Source organism: Alginatibacterium sediminis (assembly GCF_003610775.1).
Classification (GTDB): Bacteria; Pseudomonadota; Gammaproteobacteria; order Enterobacterales; family Celerinatantimonadaceae; genus Alginatibacterium; species Alginatibacterium sediminis.
In genome coordinates this window covers 442,750-460,839 of record NZ_RAQO01000006.1, presented here as the reverse complement: position 1 = coordinate 460,839, position 18,090 = coordinate 442,750, and the positions used below count along the sequence as shown (strand labels likewise).

Genomic DNA, 18,090 nt, shown 5'->3' with positions numbered 1-18,090 from the left:
CACTATCGTTCATCGAGCACTTCTTTAAATGCAAACATTGCATTTAGCGCCGCAGGAAAGCCCGCATAAACGGACATCTGGAGGATGACTTCTTTAAGTTCGTTTTCGCTGCAACCGACATTCAACGCTGCATTCAAATGTACTTTAAGCTGTGGTTTGCAATTGCCGAGCGCAGACAAGGCAGCTACGGTTGCTATCTCTCGCGACTTTAAATCTAAACCAGGCCTGGAATAAATATCGCCAAACGGATATTCAATGGTAAAGCGAGCGAGATCAGGGCAAATATCTTGTAAACTTTCGATGACCTTATGCCCTGCCTCACCGTCAATATTGGACAAGTTTTGCATACCGCGCTCAAATCTTGAGTGTTCCATGTGTAGTCTTCCTTTGGTTACTAGAAGACTCACTGTACAACTTAGAGTTCACTCTAAGTCAACTCACTTTTCCCTGCTTATACAAATTGATTTTGGTTTCGAGTTGCAACAGATACAGTTGTTGTAATTTAATATGCGCTTCCAACTGACGTTGATGTAACTCGAGCAGTTCTTGACGCTGCTGCAGTGTGCTTGGTCCTAGCTCACGTAAATCAGCATAGCTTTTAATTTCAGATAGCGGCATACCAGTATCTTTTAAGCGCTTCACAAAGCTTATCCAGTTAAGATCTTTGTTTGAGTACTCTCGGTGGCGGCTTGAATTTCTTTGAACGTTCTTCAGCAAACCAATTTTTTCGTAGTAACGAAGCGTATGGCTAGATATTTTAACCAAGCTCGAAAACTCACTCATGTTCATGGTCTAGGTTCCTCAGAATTAAAGCTAAATACATCTAGCACTAGCGAAAATACACGCAATGCGCGTTTCATTACCCACCGAATACCTCGTTTAATTAGGATAACAACTCTGATTGCCTTTGTTCACCCGCAACACGCTTGGGGTTCTTCGAGCCACTGAACTGGCTTCGCCACTGGGAGGGCGAAATCCTAAAGGCTATTTTAAATTGTTTCCTATATGCACTCTCTGAACCAAAACCGGACAATTCAGCTACTTTCGAGATCGGTTCGTCATGACTTTCCAATAGCTGCTGACTTAACTTAAGTCTCTGATTCAATATCCAAAGACTAAAAGTACATCCGTAAACTGATTTAAACTGGCGGGTAAAGGTCCGTCGGCTCATTGCACACTTTTTCGCTAAACTATCTAAGCTGTGTGTTTGATTTATGGATTGCTCCACTTGATCAATTACTTGAGTCAAGCTGGTCGCTTGCTCTGGACGCTTGGGAACCGGACTGGGGATATATTGTTTTTGGCCGCCGGTTCGAAATGGCGCAGTAACCATTACCCGCGCCAACTGATTAGCAATGTCACTGCCACAAAGCCGGCGAATGAGATGTAGACAACAATCCAATGAAGCGGCGATCCCTGCAGAAGTCAGCAATTGACCCTGGTCGATATACAGAGGCTCGCTATCAAAGCCTACATTTGGGAAACGCTGGGTGAATTGCTCGGTAAATGCCCAATGCGTGGTCGCAGTTTTACCATCTAACAGCCCTGTCTCAGCTATCACAAAGGCCCCCAAACACAGCCCAACTAAAATCGCACCGCGTTGATGCGCCAACACTAACTTGTCAATCAACTCTGTACTAGGTTTTGGCAGTGCATTGGGCCAACTCGGTACAATGATAATGTCAGCACCATCCAAAATACTGATGTCATGATTAACAACAACATTAAAGCCAGAGCCAGAAGCAATTTCATTGGTCGACAAGCTGCAGATCTTAAGTTCAAAGCGTTGCTGAAGCTGATTCAAGGCGTCTTGAAAGACCAAGCAAGGGACAGACAGGTGAAACGCACTTATGCCTTCAAAGGCCACAAGCGCTACTTTTTTGATGTTCGTTTTATTCATTTTGACCCAATTGAAGCGATAAGTGTCCTTGTGGCCAGTGTTGCATATTTTCTAATCATTGCAAAATGCTAAGCATCATATTAATGAATGGAAAAAACATGAAAATCCACCACTTACGCAGCGCCAGTTTTGTGATTGAATCGAACGGCAAATTTATTTTAGTGGACCCGATGTTGGGTGCAAAAGGCTCATTGCCACCTTTCTCAGTGCTGCGCTTCAAGCGCCGCCGAAACCCCACGGTTGATCTTCCAGAAAACGCTAAGGCTATCTTAAGTAAGGTAAACCATGCACTCATCACGCACAGTCAAACATTTGGATTCAAACCATTACAACACAGCGACCACTTGGATGCAGCAGGAGAGATATTTCTTAGCGACCACGATATTCCTGTTGTCACACCGAAAAAGGACCAAGCCTATTTGGAGAAATATCGAATTAATGTTGCGCATGGCGTTCGCAATTGGCAAACGATTGACTATCTTGGCGGAAAGCTCACCGCGATTCCTGCACAGCATGGCCACGGTTGGATCCATAAATTTATGGCCAATGGTTGCGGATTTTACCTAGAACTTCCAAACGAGCCTTCACTGTATATTAGTGGCGATACCGTGCTTAACGAGCATGTAAGGCGCGCTTTGGCTGAGTTAAAGCCTGACATTACAGTGGTGGCTGCAGGGGAAGCTCAGATGGATGTCGGTAAAGCCTTACTGATGAGTAAAGACGAGTTACTAACTTTTATTAAACTGTCCCCTGGTTTGGTTGTAGCAAACCATATGGAGGCACTAAACCACTGCCCCGTTGATAGAACAACATTACTAGAATTGTTAAAAGCGCACGGACTAGACAACAAGGTTTTGATCCCCCTCGATGGCGATGTGTTGGACTTCTAGAACAAAATTATTGCCTAGGTCGTTCTATTTGAACGACCTGAACTAACTTACGCTTAAAAAATGGCGACGGACATGTTTCGCGGGGCATTTACGAATTTTTGGCCATATCATCGTCGATAGCCCGCTGCGGCTGATGACGAATAAAATAAGCAAAGGCTATTAAAAAGGTAATACACTCACCAATGGGCAATGCAATCACGAATAGGTTGTTGTCAAATAAGATAAAAAACAACACTAAAAGCGACGCTGGGAAAATTAGGCTACGACACAAGGAGATGACACCGGATTGGAAGGGTAAATGAATAGCCGTGAGGTACCCTGAAATGATCATGTTTGCACCCGCAAATATAAACATCGGCCAAACGTAGTCAACAAAGGTGGTCGCTATCGCTACCGTTGCCTGGGTACCTTCGTCGCTAAGGAAAGTATAGATTAGCGCTTCTTTGAACACTAGCAACACCCCAATAGTGAGCAAACTAACGATAGTCGTCATCGCAAAGCAGATCTTTAGCAATTGCTTTAGACGCTGCACGTTTTGCGCCCCAAAATTTTGACTAATCATCACTTGAGCGGTGTCAGCAATTGCAAAGTAAATCATAAATCCAATCATCAACAAGTAATTCAAGACTGTGATTGCCGCAACCCCTTCAACGCCGGCACGAGAAATAATTAACAAGTTAAAAATAAAAGCGATAATCCCACCCGAGGTTTCGTTAATAAACTCAGATAAACCGTTATAAGCCGCTTGAAATACTTCCGACCAATTTTTCTGACGCAGCGAAAAACGCAGCTTTCGTTTGCGACTAAAAAAGTAGGTCATTAAGGTGAGTACTGGAAAAACTTGGGATAAACCAGTGGCCCATGCGGCGCCGCTCAGTCCCCAGTCGAATACAACAATAAATAGATAATCGAGACCAATATTAAATATGGCTCCGGCCACTAAAGCGGTGGCCGCAAGTGAGGGGAAGCCATCAAGTTTAATAAAAAAGTACAGAACAATGGTGATTATCTGTGCTAACAAGAATGGCAAAATGACACGATAATATTGACTCATCAACTGGGCGAGAGATTCATCAGCACCTAATAAACGAAACAAAGCCGTTTCAAAGAGTAGACCAAGCACAATGAGAACAATTGCGTAGACAACTGTAATAACGAGAGTTTTGCTGAATATAGCCGAAGCTGCTACTTGATTTCTTTGACCTAGATATTTACCCGCTCTAACTGAACCACCAATTGACAGCATCAGGGCCACGCCAAAAAGTACCGTCAAAATTGGAATGATCAAATTAACGGCTGCTAAGGCTGGGACACCAACAAAATTTCCAATAAAGATACCGTCGACGATCGAAGCCGAACCCATCGCTAACATGCCAACTAAGGCAGGAAACAAGTATTTCAAAAATGTGACTAAAATAGGCCCATCTAGAGCGCTATTGTCTTGACTAGCAGTGGTTTCCATTAAGATCTCAAGTGGGTGTTTTGCGGTAAAAAGCTTGTTTGGTTTAGAAACATCACCAAACAAATATCTTGTTTTAATTTAAAGGTCTTGGCCACAACTATGCATTACCTTGATTAGCACGTTGTTTTATTGGTTAAGCATCTATCTTACGCCGATGGGCTTTTCCTTTCATTGGAATAAACAACTAGCTAAGGCCTTAGCTGTATTGCGCATATAGGTCAGTTATCGAAGGCGCCATTGTCAAACTCCAATCAACAGGGAATCCTATTCCTGATTGAGAGGCAAGCGCTTGTTTAGCTTTCAATACATCTGACTCTTTACTAACCATCGCCAATTGGTCTAGTAAATCCATTTCGTCGGTATTTAAAATAGGGCTCATATAATGCGGAAGTATGCCCCATCCAGTATCCCAAGCCAGCAACTCAATCTTATTTAGCGAAAATAGGTCACGGATGAGATTACCTTTAATAAACGGTAATCCATTCAAGGATAAGATCCCAAACTTTGCTGGCGAAGCTTTTTCATTTCTGCAAAGCTGCCATGCATCTCCCGCGTATAAGAAACGAGATTCGGGAACATCACAAGGGTTAAAGTCTATGTTTAGTTCTTGTAAATGGGTGCTATCGAGTTGCGCATCTACCCTAATCCAACGCGATTGACCTTGATCCCAATATTCACATATCCAATGGTCCTCAAAGAGCTCAGGAGTAAGGTAAGTTGCAAAACCACAGCGAGTACGAGCAGCAACTCCTTTGGTTCTCAACACAGCACATAAAATCAGCGAAAAATCTCTACAAATACTGACGACTCGTTCGCTTGGTATTCTTTTTTTATTTATAGGCAGGGCTGACTTCGATGCGGCCAAGTTAAGAATATCCTTCGCATAGCGCGTTTGCATCTCTGAATGCTTTACCGAATCTTCGACTTCTACATCATATTTACCTAACCAATAGGCATGGACCAGCAAGTTTTGTACGAAGCCACACAGCTGCTCAATGTCATTGGGTAAGGTCTGAATTAAAGACCGATGGTGTATAGGGTCAGTATATTCACTTATCTGCTGGTAATATTGTGTTTCCATTTCCATCCTTGGCATTTTTTGTCGGCTGTTAATAAGGCTTCGCCCAAATAGCCAGTGACTAGAACAGGCTAAATGTCCTTTCTATAACAGTATGCTTCAGCTTGATACATTAAGTCAGTGTATTACTTGGACGCCGCTCGGCGCCAAAATTCTAAACAATTATACTTTTCCCATTCATTAGTTGGTCGCCATTAATTGTATATAGAATTGCTAAAACCTATAAAAATATCATAGTAAATCGTTGACCTAATGGCACCGTTTTTTAGCGCCGAGACAAGTGATTGTAGTCTACTAAGTAGATTATATAGTTTGTAGAATTGGTATTATTGCCTGCGAAGCAAGCAAGTTCGAATCTCGCCCCCATTACTCAAGTAAAGCATCTTTGCCAACGCAATCCCAAGCTAGAGCTTGCTCGGTATTGTTCGCTTGAGCATAAACGCAGAATTTTGTGTTTAAAGATCTCGCAGCACCAAAGCCGAAGCTCTATACTGCCGGTCTAACCAAAGAAAGTGTAAGGATTTTCCATTGAATAGTGCCGAACAAAACGTTGATTTAAAAGAAATTGAGCACTTTGCTAGCCTTGCCCAAACCTGGTGGGATCCTGAAGGCGAGTTTAAAACCTTGCACCAAATTAACCCGCTACGTTTGAACTACATTGAAGACCAAGTGGGCGGATTATTTGGCTTAGACGTCTTAGATCTTGGCTGCGGCGGGGGTGTATTAAGCGAATCCATGGCCAAACGCCAAGCCCAAGTCACTGGAATTGACATGGGAGCGGAGCAAATTCAAGTGGCGAAATTGCACGCCCTTGAGACTCAAACCACACTGGACTATCAACAAACCAGTGCTGAACAAATGGCGCTAGAGAACCCAGCTCGGTTTGACCTAATTACCTGCATGGAAATGCTAGAGCATGTCCCTGATCCAAGCTCCGTTATTGCTGCCTGTAAGCACATGCTTAAACCCGGCGGTAGATTAGTGGTCTCAACCATTAACCGTACTTTCGCCTCGCGAATACTAATGATAGAAGCTGCTGAAAAAATACTAAAGATAGTACCAAAGGGCACCCATCAGCACGCTAAGTTTATTCGCCCCTCTGAGTTACTCACTTGGTGTGATGCACAGGGCTTGCTGTGCGATGACATTAAAGGTGTTAGCTTTATACCGTGGATTGAACGCCTAAGTTTAAGTCGCAATGTTGATGTGAATTATATGCTTAGCCTGCATTTACCCAAGGATTAGAAACCATGATGCGCTGTGTACTTTTTGATTTGGATGGCACGCTACTTGATACCGCGCCAGATCTTATGGCAGCAGCTAATCATGTGTTGCAAGACCATAGCTTCGATCCCATAAGCTTAGCAAAAGCCCAGCAGTTAGCCTCACATGGTGCGGTTGGCTTGTTGAACGAAGGTTTTGGGAGCGATATAACGCGCTTTAACTTACCCCAGTTGCGCCAGCAGCTTTTAGATTACTACGCACAAAACCTCGCAATACACACCCAGTTTTATCCCGGTATCGAGGCGGCGCTGCAATGGCTCAATGAATCCGGTATTGCCTGGGGCGTTGTCACCAACAAGCCTTTTTATTTGGCTGATCCCTTATTAGACCACTACCCTAGCTTTGCTAGCTGCCAAATCTTACTTGGTGGCGACAGCCTAGAGCAAAAAAAACCGCATCCAATGCCTTTGTATGTCGCGTGTGAGCATCTGCAAGCCAATCCGTCTGAAAGTATCTATGTTGGTGATGCGCAACGCGACATTGAAGCAGGTAATCGTGCCGACATGTTTAGTCTTCAGGCAAACTGGGGTTATTTGAGCCCGCTAGAGCGCCAGCAAAATTGGGAGCCAGATCACGTGCTAGAGCTTAGCTCGCAACTAATCCACTTTTTAAAAAGTCATTTTGACAATCATGCAGCAACTTAAATGAATGGCTATGTTGGCTGGCTCACAAAACTGCCAGCATAATCGTCGATATGTTTAAAGCGTAGGCGAACAAAATATTTTTATCCCCTTCAAAAAAAGCTGTAAAAATAACTTGATTTTCGCGTAGCGGTTTGGCTTTCAAGAGCTTATGGTTAGTGCTTACCAACTGGTTAGTTATTTGTAGAGTTATGCACATCTTGTTCAATATTTTGTACCTTGAAATTTGTGGCAAACCTCACTATCTTGTATGTTCATAAAGATTAAACACTACATCTTGTGCCTAATGAAGAATCTCAACACAATTGAGAAAAGCTTTATTGATTGCGGATAGGGTGCAAGCTAGAGGATTTCCACAGTAATGAATACATCGCTATTAGTTAGCAAACGTAATGGTCAAAAAGAAGCGCTGGATCTAGAAAAAATTCACCGCGTGATAGCTTGGGCCGCTGAAGGACTTGATAACGTTTCAGTGTCACAGGTAGAGCTAAAATCTCACATTCAGTTTTATGATGGTATTAGTACCGAAAGCATTCATGAAACCATCATTAAGTCTGCTGCAGACTTAATCTCTCAAGAAACACCTGACTATCAATTTTTGTCTGCGCGATTAGCGGTATTCCACTTACGTAAAAAAGCTTATGGTCAGTTTGAGCCACCGACACTTTACCAACATGTGGTAAAACAATGTGAGGCTGGCCGCTACGATATGCATCTGCTTAACGATTTCACTGAAGCAGAATTCAATGAAATGGACAAGTATCTTGATCACTGGCGCGATATGAATTTTTCGTATGCAGCGGTTAAACAACTTGAAGGCAAATATCTAGTTCAGAACCGAGTGACTGGTGAGGTGTTCGAAAGCGCTCAGTTCCTATATATTTTGGTCGCAGCGTGCTTATTTGCTAACTACGATAAAGCCACGCGTATGGAATACATACGTCGTTTTTACGATGCTACGTCACTGTTTAAAATCTCACTCCCTACACCGATCATGAGTGGTGTACGTACTCCTACTCGCCAATTTAGCTCCTGCGTATTGATCGAATGTGACGATAGCCTAGAGTCTATCAACGCAACCGCAAGCTCAATTGTGACTTATGTTTCGCAACGCGCAGGTATTGGCATCAATGCCGGCCGTATTCGTGCACTAGGTAGTGAAATTCGTGGTGGCGAAGCCTTCCACACCGGTTGTGTACCGTTTTATAAGTATTTCCAAACCGCGGTAAAATGTTGCTCACAAGGTGGCGTTCGTGGTGGTGCGGCCACTTTGTTCTACCCAATTTGGCATCGTGAAGTTGAAGGTCTGTTGGTACTTAAGAATAACCGCGGCGTTGAAGAAAACCGCGTTCGTCATATGGACTACGGAGTTCAACTTAACCAGTTGATGTACAAGCGTCTCATTGAGGGCGCAAATATCTCCTTGTTCTCACCTAGTGATGTACCCGGGCTTTATGATGCTTTCTTCGAAGACCAAGCACTTTTCGAAAAGCTATATGTTCAATATGAGCAAGACCCAAGTATCAAGCATGAAAGCATCAAAGCGGTCGACTTATTCGCACTACTGATGCAAGAACGTGCCTCAACTGGCCGTATCTATATTCAAAACGTTGATCACTGTAATACCCACAGTCCGTTTGACCCAAGCCAAGCGCCGGTTCGTCAATCTAACTTGTGTTTGGAAATTGCACTGCCAACTAAACCTTTGCGTCATATTAATGATGAAGAAGGCGAAATTGCCTTATGTACGCTGTCGGCCTTCAATTTAGGTGCTATCGAAAACCTTGATGAACTCGAAGAACTTGCAGATCTTGCAGTACGTGCCTTGGACAGTTTGCTTGATTATCAAGACTACCCGATTAAAGCGGCCTTAAATGGCTCTATGGGTCGTCGTACCTTGGGCATAGGTGTGATTAATTACGCTTATTATTTAGCTAAAAACGGCGTTCGCTATTCAGACGGTAGCGCTAACAACCTAACTCATAAAACCTTTGAAGCCATTCAGTTTTGGTTGCTAAAAGCTTCCATGCGTTTAGCCAAAGAACAAGGCGCTTGCCCTTGGTTCAATGAAACCACGTATTCGCAAGGCGTGTTGCCCATTGACACTTACAAGCGCAGCTTAGACAAATTCACATCTGAGCCACTGCATTTGGATTGGGAAGAACTACGCGAAGAAATTAAGACCCATGGTCTACGTAATTCAACCTTGTCTGCACTCATGCCTTCAGAGACTTCAAGCCAAATTTCTAATGCGACCAACGGCATTGAGCCACCACGCGGATATGTCAGCGTGAAAGCTAGTAAAGATGGTATTTTGAAGCAAGTTGTTCCAGATTTTGCCAAGTATAAAGATAACTATGAATTGCTTTGGGATATTCCAAACAATGATGGCTATTTGAAACTAGTTGGCGTTATGCAAAAGTTTGTTGACCAATCAATTTCAGCCAACACTAACTACGACCCTAATCGCTTCGACGGTGGACGGGTCCCCATGAAAAACTTAATTGGTGACTTGCTAACCGCCTACAAATACGGTGTTAAAACGCTGTATTACCATAACACTCGAGATGGCGCGTCCGACAAATTTGAAGACGGTAAAGTCACCGAGGTTATCGAAGTTGAAGATGATGATTGTGCTGGCGGCGCTTGTAAAATTTAACCGGGTTAAGGTATAGGACACTAAAATGAGTTATTCAATTTTCACCCAACATGCCAATGACGCGACTAAAGAACCAATGTTCTTTGGACAACCGGTAAACATTGCACGTTACGACCAACAGCGACATGAAATTTTCGAAAAGTTAATCGAAAAGCAACTGTCTTTCTTTTGGCGTCCCGAAGAAGTGGACGTTAGCCGAGATCGCATCGACTACAATAAATTGCCGGCGCATGAGCAGCACATATTTATCAGCAATCTAAAGTACCAAACTTTGCTTGATAGTATTCAAGGTCGGTCGCCCAACGTGGCTTTACTGCCCTTGGTGTCTATCCCCGAACTTGAAACATGGATTGAAACCTGGGCCTTTAGTGAAACCATTCACTCGCGTTCATATACGCATATCATTCGTAATGTGATGAACAATCCGTCGGAGGTGTTCGATGACATTCTTAAAAACGAAGAGATTTTAGCGCGGGCTAACGATATCGCTGGCTACTACGATGTGTTGATTAAACATACCTCGCTTTACCATCTTCACGGCGAAGGTGAGCACATTGTCGATGGCGAAACCATCAACGTGTCGGTACGTGAACTCAAGAAAAAACTATACATGTGTATCATGTCGGTCAATGTGCTTGAAGCCATTCGTTTTTATGTCAGTTTTGCCTGCTCGTTTGCGTTCGCAGAACGTGAGTTGATGGAAGGTAACGCTAAAATCATTAAACTTATCGCCCGCGACGAAGCGCTGCATCTTACTGGTACTCAGCACATCATTAACTTGATGCGCGAAGGTAAAGACGACCCTGAAATGGTCGAGATAGCTAAAGAGTGTGAAGCCGACGCATGGCGTTTGTTTACTGATGCTGCTGAGCAAGAAAAACTTTGGGCAAAGTATCTATTTAAAGACGGTTCAATGATCGGCTTAAACGAAGACATTTTGTGCCAATATGTTGAGTACATCACCAACCAACGCATGCAGGCTGTCGGTCTTATCCCTTGCTTTGAAGAGCGCAGCAATCCAATCCCATGGATTAACGCATGGCTAGTGTCTGACAACGTGCAAGTTGCGCCGCAAGAAGCTGAAATCAGCTCTTACCTAGTAGGGCAAATCGATTCATCTGTGCATGTCGATGACTTCGAGGATTTTGAGCTTTAAACATGTCAAACTCGTTTAACAATCGCGGTCTTGCTGAAGGCCGCGTACTTAGTGAAGGTGTTGAAGTGGTTGTCGATGGCAGCCAAACCATTCTTGAGGCCTTTGAACAAAGTGGCTTTGCTCCTGAGTACCATTGCCGCGAAGGCGTATGTGGCGCATGTCGTTGCAGCCTCGTTAGTGGCGATGTAAAGTATCAAGCGACTCCCTTAGCCTTTGTCCCTGAAGGTGATGTTTTAATTTGCCAAGCTCGCCCGGTGGGTAAAATTGAACTTGCGAAACTTCCGCCGCTCAAGCAGCATATAGCTTAACTTTCCGTCACGAGCGTATTTTTGCGTACCCAAATGCGACTAAAACTAGTCTTCTTTGTACTCGCCAGCCTAGCTGCTGCTTGGTATATAACACTACAGGTACGCGCCCACAATCAACTACAGTTCCGCTCTAGCCAAGTTTGCCAAGCCGCTATCGCCAGTGAGTTTTTTGTGGCTATGGTTAGTGACGTACAACAAACTGCGCCGGGTCAATACCGTGTATTCCAAGCTAATGTTGATTGCCAAATTGAAGATCAAGCCCTGTTGCTACGCTATTTGGAGCAGCAGCAAATCTATCGATTTGAACATCAACAAGATCAACTCACCATGATTCGAGTTAATTTAGACCGTCCTAATCGGATTCGATTATTTAGTCTCTCGGAATTCAAACAATCTGAAGTAAACCTAGACTTAGCCCATGCCTTACGCAGGCTATTTGGGGAAAGCGCCCAAGGCGAGCAAGCGATAGAACAAAGCATTGTGTTGCAGAAATCTAACTATATATGCGCTTACAGCGAAATTGAGCGGGTCAACATTCGAACATTATATCGCAACCCTGAAGATTTTGAACCGGTTCAAACCAGCTCTGTATTTCTTGACCATGCAGAAGTACTAATGCCTTATTTGGAAACACTACTGGTACAAAGCCTTTTAGACGATGAGACTTTAGTTCTTTATCGCCAACGCCTACATGAACTATCGCTCCAATTTAAACAAAAAATGCCAGAACAAATGCGCTGGTTAGAACAAAGCGAAACCAAGCCGCTTGAATGGCTGCAAACAGAATTGCTCAACTATCACCTCAGTGATTTTGCCAAGCTTAATCCGCGTTTGCATATTCCGAAATCTTGCGAGGACCTAAGCTCGCTTGATGAGCAGCTATCAAGATTACTTAGTCCCGCTATTGTGACACCTTAAGGGCTAGCGATTAAGGCGATAACTGCGCTGCTCGGATTCCTTTGAGTGACTCAAAGCAATGCCGCTTAGCAATATCGATAAATGATTGAAAGTAACTCTGGTTGGCATGCTCACTAGGGTACGCTGCCCAAAGTGTTTGCCAGATATCCTCTTTTCCAAGACGACGGGTTCTTATATAGCCTTTCTTCTCATAATCAATCAATGCCCAATTAGGCAGCACGGCAACGCCTTTACCGCTCGCGACTAACTGCATCATCATTAAAGTCATTTCAACATGTCGTATCGACTTTGGCGTATAAGGGGTGTCCTTTAAAAACAATTGAAACAAGTCTAAACGGGTTGCGTCAACTGGATACGATACAAGGGTCTCGTTGGCAAAGTCTTGTGGTTCAATCACCGCTTTATTGATAAGCGGATGATCTAAGCCAAGGGCTAGTTTGGGTTGATATCGAAACAAGGCCTCATAACGCACACCCGGGCTTGGCTGTGGATTAGATGTAATCACTAAGTCTAATTCGCCATCAAGTAATTCTGGCAAGGGGTCAAAACTAAAGGCGCTGGCAAAGTCGAGCTCCACATCAGGCCATAAGCCCCGATATTGGTCGATAGCAGGCATTAACCAATTAAAGCAACTGTGGCACTCTATCGCCAAGTGTAAGCGCCCTGCTTCGCCTTCAACTAAGCGATGCAGCTCATGTTCTGTTGCGTGCACCATTGGAAGTATGGCATCAGCAAGATCTAAAGCTTTGAGACCTGCCATGGTAAAACGCAGCGGTTTACTTTTGCGTACAAATAAACTGGCGCCTATTCTGGTTTCTAAATCTTTAAGTTGATGCGACAAAGCCGATTGAGTCATATATAAACGATTGCCAGCTTCAACTAAGGATTGCGTTTCTCGCAACATCACTAAAGTACGTAGGTGTTTTAGTTCTAACATAAGCTCTTCAATTTACTGACTTAAGCAAATCATAACAAGAAAAGCCTTAGCTGCGCAGCTGCCACAGCAATAAGATACTGAATTCGCGATTTTTCGCTTGCATGGACAGTATAAATTAGCGTAAATAGCTATAAGGCAACAGTAAATTGGGCAAAGGACAAATGGCTAACATAGAGAAATCACGAAAACTGGATCAAGTCTGTTATGACATTCGCGGTCCAGTTCTCAAGCAGGCTAAGCGCCTGGAAGATGAAGGGCACCGTATACTTAAACTTAATATTGGCAACCCTGCCCCTTTTGGTTTCGAAGCCCCTGAAGAAATTCTTGTTGATGTGATTCAAAATCTGCCTACTGCCCAGGGTTATTGTGATAGCAAGGGCTTGTTCTCTGCTCGCAAAGCGGTCATGCATGATTATCAATTACAAGGTCTGCGTAGTACCACACTTGAAGACATCTATTTGGGCAATGGTGTTAGCGAGCTGATAGTGATGGCTATGCAAGCCTTACTCAACAACGGTGACGACTTACTCGTTCCAGCTCCTGACTACCCGCTTTGGACCGCAGCCGTAACCTTAGCTGGCGGAAACGCTGTTCACTATGTATGCGACGAACAATCCGATTGGTTTCCCGATATAGAAGACATTAAAGCTAAAATTACGCCGCGCACCAAAGGGATCGTTGTGATTAATCCCAATAACCCCACTGGCGCGGTCTATAGTAGAGAATTATTAGAGCAGATCGTAGAAGTTGCCCGCGAGCACAATCTAATCATATTTGCGGATGAGATTTACTCAAAGGTTATTTACGATGAAGCGCAACACATTCCACTCGCGACTTTAAGTGACGATATCCTAACCGTTACTTTTAACGGGCTTTCAAAAGCTTATCGAGTTTGTGGTTTTCGTTCAGGATGGATGTTAGTTAGCGGTGCCAAGCATCTGGCTCAGGACTATATCGCAGGATTGGATATGCTGGCCTCAATGCGGCTGTGCGCAAACGTACCTGCACAACACGCCATTCAAACAGCTTTGGGCGGTTACCAAAGTATCAATGAGCTTATCGTGCCTGGTGGGCGCCTCTACGAGCAGCGCTTACTTGCTTGGCGCCTACTCAATGACATCCCTGGTGTGTCATGTACCAAACCACGCGGTGCGATGTATTTGTTTCCGAAATTGGATACTAAAAAGTTTGGAATCAAAGACGACCAGCAGTTTGCCTTAGACTTATTGCAACAAGAGAAAATTTTGGTCGTGCAAGGTACGGGGTTCAATTGGGCTCAACCAGACCACTTTAGGATCGTCTTTTTACCACGCGAACAAGAGTTAGTTGAAGCGATAGGTAAAATCGCAACCTTCTTAGATAGCTATAAACAAAAATAGCAGCATTGCGACGAATGCAAACTCACGCGTAGAGTTTGCATTCTAATAAGTCCACAACTTAATGATTAAAGCTTTTGTGAGCGTTCCGATTGCCAAAAGTCATCGTTTAGAGATAAGCTAGAAGAGAATTTTAACCTAGCGATACGCGATGTTTTTTTCCTTACAAACCTTGTTTTCCCGAAGCTTTGCCCGTTTGCTAACGTTTTCGTTAATGGTTTTTTCATGCCACGTATTCGCTGACCACCCGCATGTCCAAGGCGAACCGCCTCGCTATACGGTTGCAATTGAATCAGACGATTTTGTCACGCGTGCACTTTTCGACGCCATTTCAGATCAATTCAATGTCGATATTCTCTATAAAAAATATGACAGTTTCGAAGATGTTTTAGATGGTGTCATCAGCGGTGACAGTGATTTTGCAGCGAATGTCACTCACACCGAGGCTCGTTCCTTAGTTCTGGATTACTCTAGTCCCACAAATATTGAATACACCTATTTTTTTAGTAAAGACGTCGATTTCAATTTAGCGACACGAATAGGTGTTCCAAGCGATAGCATTTATTTAGAATTACTCAAACACTACAACAATCAACTTGAAATCCGTGAATACCATGACCTAGAGCAAGCTCAGGATTGGCTTAGTTCTGGCCATGTACAAGGCACAGTTGATGCTATCAATCTACTGCGACCTTTGCTTGAAGCTGGTTTCGACGCCCACTTGTTGAACAACGAAATCCCAATTAAACCCGTCTCATTAGTAGCAACCAAAGACAAGCACCGTACCCGGCTAAACGAATTCGCAACCTTTATCCAAAGTGAACTAATTCAGCGTCACTTGCGTCATTCAGTCAGTTCGTTTCAGTTTAAAGCCCGTATGAGAGCCATACAAAGTCAAATTCTTGAGCTTGGTATTGACCCTCGTAAAGCAATTCGCATTAAGTTGGAAAACGCCTACCCGTTTGCTAGCTATGACGATACAGAATCACCAACTGGAATTAGTGCCGATACCGTATTTGCCGCTTGCGAAATATTGCAGCTAAATTGTGAGTTAGTCAGCAAGTCCGGTGAAACTTGGGAAAGCATGTATCAAGACCTAATTGACAAGAAAATTGATTTGCTTGCACCGCTTACTATTTCAGAACCGCGTAAACAAATTGCATTTTTCAGTACGCCTCACTTTTTCCCACAAGCAGTAATGGTCAAACGTCAAAACTACAAAAATGATGTGTATAGCAGTATTTCAGAGTTAATTGTTGAGCGGATCGGGGTAATTGAAGATGATTTTTTCCACGAATTGCTCGCCTTTTTACTACCCAATAAAAGCTTTTCACTCTATCCAAGTCAAGATGCACTCATCAAGGCATTACTGGATGCTGAGGTCGATTACATTGCAACTGATCGCTCAACACTAAATCACTTTCTATTGACTAGCAGCGAATTGACAATCGAAGAAGATGATCACATTGGCAGTTTCTATGAAAGCTCTATTGCGATGGGTTTTGTAAAGAGCGCGCGAGGGGAAGCTCTGGCACATCTCTTTAGTGATGCGCTTAAAATTATTGATACCACTCAAATTAATAATGCTTATGCCAAACCGCCAAATTGGCGTACTAACTTACAAAAACAACATGTCTACGCCCAGCGTTTTCAAATAACCTTAGCGATCATTCTTACCATAACTTTGGCAAGCGCTTGGTATTTGTACCACCAAAGCCGTACCGACAATCTCACTCAATTACGTAATCGTCGGGCATTAGTACAACGCTATCGAGCAGGAATTCGAGAATCCCAAAGTTTGCTTTACTTAGACTTGAACAAATTCAAAGAAATTAATGATTTATATGGTCATGATGTTGGTGACCAAGTACTAATGAAGTATTCCCAGTTAATCCGTCAATATTGCAGTGGCGATGGTTATCGGATCGGTGGCGATGAATTTATCGTGGTCTCCAATCTGAATCTAACACAACTCAACAGCGCCTTAAGCCAGCTTGAACGCTTTAGTTTTAAACTCAGAGGTTTCAAAACTGAAATTATATTGAGGGCTTCAATTGGCGTCTACCAAGCTAGCAAGAATCAGCTAAAGCTTGCTGACATTTTGTCTTTAACGGATTTGGCAATGTACGAAGCTAAACGTGACCATCATACCGATGTTGTGTTTGTTGATGACAGTCGAATTAAATCTCTCAAACAAAACTTAGCATTTCGCAGCGCCATTGAAGCGGCTATAAACAACGCTAATATTGACTGCCATTTTGACATTGTTTATGAACGAAAATCTAAGCAGCCGATTGCAGCGCAATGCAAAATATCTTGGGTTTATCAAGAGCAACAATACGATTATCATCAACTACGCGAGCACGCGGATGTTCTTGGATTGTCAACAGCACTCGATGAATTGACCTTAGCAAAAGTTACCCATTTTTGTCGCGAGTCAAGCGCCTTATTAGCCGCTAAACCAGACTTCCAGTTTTGGATGCATATTTGTCAACACAGTATTAGCAATAGTGAAAAACTGCTTCAGCAAATTGATTCATATGCACCACTAAAACAACACTTGGCTCTGCTCATCGATGAGCGCTACTTTAGTCGCTCTCGTCTAAAAGCAGGGATTAATAAACTCACGTTAATGGGTTTGCATTTAGTTGTTGATGATTTTGGCGCTAAGAACGCCTCCTTTTATGCTTTAAATCAAGAAGGAATTACACGCTGTAAAACAGCTGCTAGAGTCGCCGTCCAAGAACAACAAAACTCGCAGTCGAATGCCCTCACTTCGTTTAGCTTGATTGATCTTTTAGCGCAGCTCGACAAGCAAATCATTGTCAGTGGCATTGATAACCAAGCTCTTCTAGACTGGGCTAACCAGCAAAGTGTTCGCTTTGTTCAAGGACAGCAACTCAGTCCAGTGCTATCGACTCAAGAACTAAGACTTTTGTTGGGATAACCAGCGGTCTAGCGCATTTGCGAACTGTTGTTTATCGGTGTTTGATAACGGTGGCGGTCCGCCACCTACACTGACGGCGCTCGAGCGCATAGTATCCATAAAGTCGCGCATATTGAGTCGTTCACCAATACTGTTGGCATTAAACTGCTCACCGCGAACACTCAATCCTAAGCCACCTTTTTCTATCACTTCTGCAGCCAAAGGAATATCCGAAGTAATCACCAAATCACCAGCTTGAGCTCGACGTACAATTTCATGATCGGCGACATCAAACCCAGACGGAACTTGGACAAACTGCAGGAATTCTCGTTTTGGAATAGCCAAATAGTGGTTCGCAACAAAACAACAATGATGGCTGGTACGCTCTGCTGCGCGTATGATGATATCTCTAATTGCCGCGGGACACGCATCGGCATCGACCCAAATGGACATTCAAACCTCTTACAACTAGCTAAAGGCTTGCTATCATATCAGTCTAGGGAACAACTTGCGCCGCTGAGCACCATAAAAAACCTCAACGGCTACGTAAAGGCG

16 protein-coding genes are annotated in these 18,090 nt (G+C 43.5%); 9 read left to right on the top strand and 7 right to left on the bottom strand.

Going from position 1 to position 18,090, the window contains the following annotated elements; translation table 11 throughout:
• Positions 1 to 2: 2 nt before the first annotated feature.
• From DBZ36_RS12925 to DBZ36_RS12915, 3 genes are all read right to left on the bottom strand, one after another.
• A complete protein-coding gene (locus tag DBZ36_RS12925; RefSeq protein ID WP_120355357.1) occupies positions 3 to 374 on the bottom strand; it encodes a carboxymuconolactone decarboxylase family protein in 372 nt (123 codons plus the stop codon).
• Between the two features lie 58 nt (positions 375 to 432).
• Entirely contained in the window at positions 433 to 789 is a 357-nt protein-coding gene (locus tag DBZ36_RS12920) for a MerR family transcriptional regulator (protein ID WP_120355356.1), read from the bottom strand.
• 94 nt (positions 790 to 883) lie between these two features.
• Positions 884 to 1,900, bottom strand: a complete 1,017-nt coding sequence (locus tag DBZ36_RS12915; RefSeq protein ID WP_120355355.1) for a GlxA family transcriptional regulator — start codon at positions 1,898 to 1,900, stop codon at positions 884 to 886.
• Positions 1,901 to 1,998: 98 nt separating this feature from the next.
• Here DBZ36_RS12915 and DBZ36_RS12910 point away from each other — a divergent pair, with 98 nt between their 5' ends.
• Complete coding sequence (locus tag DBZ36_RS12910; RefSeq protein WP_120355354.1) at positions 1,999 to 2,790, top strand: MBL fold metallo-hydrolase; 792 nt, start codon at positions 1,999 to 2,001, stop codon at positions 2,788 to 2,790.
• 88 nt (positions 2,791 to 2,878) lie between these two features.
• Here the strand turns inward: DBZ36_RS12910 and DBZ36_RS12905 are convergent, their stop codons facing one another.
• Positions 2,879 to 4,252: an MATE family efflux transporter gene (locus DBZ36_RS12905; RefSeq protein ID WP_147395026.1), complete on the bottom strand. Its 1,374-nt coding sequence runs from the start codon at positions 4,250 to 4,252 to the stop codon at positions 2,879 to 2,881.
• Between the two features lie 196 nt (positions 4,253 to 4,448).
• A complete protein-coding gene (locus tag DBZ36_RS12900; RefSeq protein ID WP_120355352.1) occupies positions 4,449 to 5,333 on the bottom strand; it encodes a transglutaminase domain-containing protein in 885 nt (294 codons plus the stop codon).
• A 525-nt stretch (positions 5,334 to 5,858) separates the two neighbouring features.
• Between DBZ36_RS12900 and ubiG the strand changes: the two genes are divergently transcribed.
• The 6 genes from ubiG to DBZ36_RS12870 all read left to right on the top strand — a co-directional run bounded on the left by ubiG (position 5,859) and on the right by DBZ36_RS12870 (position 12,296).
• A complete protein-coding gene (ubiG, locus tag DBZ36_RS12895; protein WP_120355351.1) occupies positions 5,859 to 6,575 on the top strand; it encodes a bifunctional 2-polyprenyl-6-hydroxyphenol methylase/3-demethylubiquinol 3-O-methyltransferase UbiG in 717 nt (238 codons plus the stop codon).
• Positions 6,576 to 6,580: 5 nt separating this feature from the next.
• Positions 6,581 to 7,258, top strand: coding sequence for an HAD family hydrolase (locus DBZ36_RS12890; RefSeq protein ID WP_120355350.1), 678 nt, complete (start codon positions 6,581 to 6,583; stop codon positions 7,256 to 7,258).
• A 358-nt stretch (positions 7,259 to 7,616) separates the two neighbouring features.
• Positions 7,617 to 9,914, top strand: a complete 2,298-nt coding sequence (gene nrdA, locus DBZ36_RS12885; RefSeq protein WP_120355349.1) for a class 1a ribonucleoside-diphosphate reductase subunit alpha — start codon at positions 7,617 to 7,619, stop codon at positions 9,912 to 9,914.
• 25 nt (positions 9,915 to 9,939) lie between these two features.
• Positions 9,940 to 11,070, top strand: a complete 1,131-nt coding sequence (gene nrdB / locus DBZ36_RS12880; protein ID WP_120355348.1) for a class Ia ribonucleoside-diphosphate reductase subunit beta — start codon at positions 9,940 to 9,942, stop codon at positions 11,068 to 11,070.
• Between the two features lie 2 nt (positions 11,071 to 11,072).
• Entirely contained in the window at positions 11,073 to 11,378 is a 306-nt protein-coding gene (yfaE, locus tag DBZ36_RS12875) for a class I ribonucleotide reductase maintenance protein YfaE (protein ID WP_120355347.1), read from the top strand.
• 33 nt (positions 11,379 to 11,411) lie between these two features.
• Positions 11,412 to 12,296 (top strand): hypothetical protein, encoded by an 885-nt coding sequence (locus DBZ36_RS12870; RefSeq protein ID WP_147395025.1) that lies wholly within the window; start codon positions 11,412 to 11,414, stop codon positions 12,294 to 12,296.
• A 10-nt stretch (positions 12,297 to 12,306) separates the two neighbouring features.
• Here the strand turns inward: DBZ36_RS12870 and DBZ36_RS12865 are convergent, their stop codons facing one another.
• Positions 12,307 to 13,233, bottom strand: a complete 927-nt coding sequence (locus DBZ36_RS12865) for a LysR family transcriptional regulator (RefSeq protein ID WP_120355345.1) — start codon at positions 13,231 to 13,233, stop codon at positions 12,307 to 12,309.
• A gap of 161 nt (positions 13,234 to 13,394) precedes the next feature.
• Here DBZ36_RS12865 and DBZ36_RS12860 point away from each other — a divergent pair, with 161 nt between their 5' ends.
• Both DBZ36_RS12860 and DBZ36_RS12855 read left to right on the top strand, forming a co-directional pair.
• Positions 13,395 to 14,612 (top strand): pyridoxal phosphate-dependent aminotransferase, encoded by a 1,218-nt coding sequence (locus DBZ36_RS12860; RefSeq protein WP_120355396.1) that lies wholly within the window; start codon positions 13,395 to 13,397, stop codon positions 14,610 to 14,612.
• A gap of 148 nt (positions 14,613 to 14,760) precedes the next feature.
• Positions 14,761 to 17,556 (top strand): diguanylate cyclase, encoded by a 2,796-nt coding sequence (locus DBZ36_RS12855; protein WP_120355344.1) that lies wholly within the window; start codon positions 14,761 to 14,763, stop codon positions 17,554 to 17,556.
• Here the strand turns inward: DBZ36_RS12855 and DBZ36_RS12850 are convergent.
• Positions 17,536 to 17,988, bottom strand: coding sequence for a YaiI/YqxD family protein (locus tag DBZ36_RS12850; protein WP_120355343.1), 453 nt, complete (start codon positions 17,986 to 17,988; stop codon positions 17,536 to 17,538). The genes DBZ36_RS12855 and DBZ36_RS12850 overlap by 21 nt on opposite strands.
• Between the last annotated feature and the right edge of the window lie 102 nt (positions 17,989 to 18,090).

Excerpts from the sequence above, each read along its gene's own strand:
- DBZ36_RS12925 (WP_120355357.1), bottom strand. The coding sequence starts at position 374 with ATGGAACACTCAAGATTTGAGCGCGGTATGCAAAACTTGTCCAATATT.
- DBZ36_RS12905 (WP_147395026.1), bottom strand. The coding sequence starts at position 4,252 with ATGGAAACCACTGCTAGTCAAGACAATAGCGCTCTAGATGGGCCTATT.
- yfaE (WP_120355347.1), top strand. The coding sequence starts at position 11,073 with ATGTCAAACTCGTTTAACAATCGCGGTCTTGCTGAAGGCCGCGTACTT.
- DBZ36_RS12850 (WP_120355343.1), bottom strand. The coding sequence starts at position 17,988 with ATGTCCATTTGGGTCGATGCCGATGCGTGTCCCGCGGCAATTAGAGAT.
- DBZ36_RS12870 (WP_147395025.1), top strand. The coding sequence starts at position 11,412 with ATGCGACTAAAACTAGTCTTCTTTGTACTCGCCAGCCTAGCTGCTGCT.
- DBZ36_RS12900 (WP_120355352.1), bottom strand. The coding sequence starts at position 5,333 with ATGGAAACACAATATTACCAGCAGATAAGTGAATATACTGACCCTATA.
- DBZ36_RS12865 (WP_120355345.1), bottom strand. The coding sequence starts at position 13,233 with ATGTTAGAACTAAAACACCTACGTACTTTAGTGATGTTGCGAGAAACG.
- DBZ36_RS12890 (WP_120355350.1), top strand. The coding sequence starts at position 6,581 with ATGATGCGCTGTGTACTTTTTGATTTGGATGGCACGCTACTTGATACC.
- nrdB (WP_120355348.1), top strand. The coding sequence starts at position 9,940 with ATGAGTTATTCAATTTTCACCCAACATGCCAATGACGCGACTAAAGAA.
- DBZ36_RS12860 (WP_120355396.1), top strand. The coding sequence starts at position 13,395 with ATGGCTAACATAGAGAAATCACGAAAACTGGATCAAGTCTGTTATGAC.
- DBZ36_RS12910 (WP_120355354.1), top strand. The coding sequence starts at position 1,999 with ATGAAAATCCACCACTTACGCAGCGCCAGTTTTGTGATTGAATCGAAC.
- DBZ36_RS12915 (WP_120355355.1), bottom strand. The coding sequence starts at position 1,900 with ATGAATAAAACGAACATCAAAAAAGTAGCGCTTGTGGCCTTTGAAGGC.
- DBZ36_RS12920 (WP_120355356.1), bottom strand. The coding sequence starts at position 789 with ATGAACATGAGTGAGTTTTCGAGCTTGGTTAAAATATCTAGCCATACG.
- DBZ36_RS12855 (WP_120355344.1), top strand. The coding sequence starts at position 14,761 with ATGTTTTTTTCCTTACAAACCTTGTTTTCCCGAAGCTTTGCCCGTTTG.
- nrdA (WP_120355349.1), top strand. The coding sequence starts at position 7,617 with ATGAATACATCGCTATTAGTTAGCAAACGTAATGGTCAAAAAGAAGCG.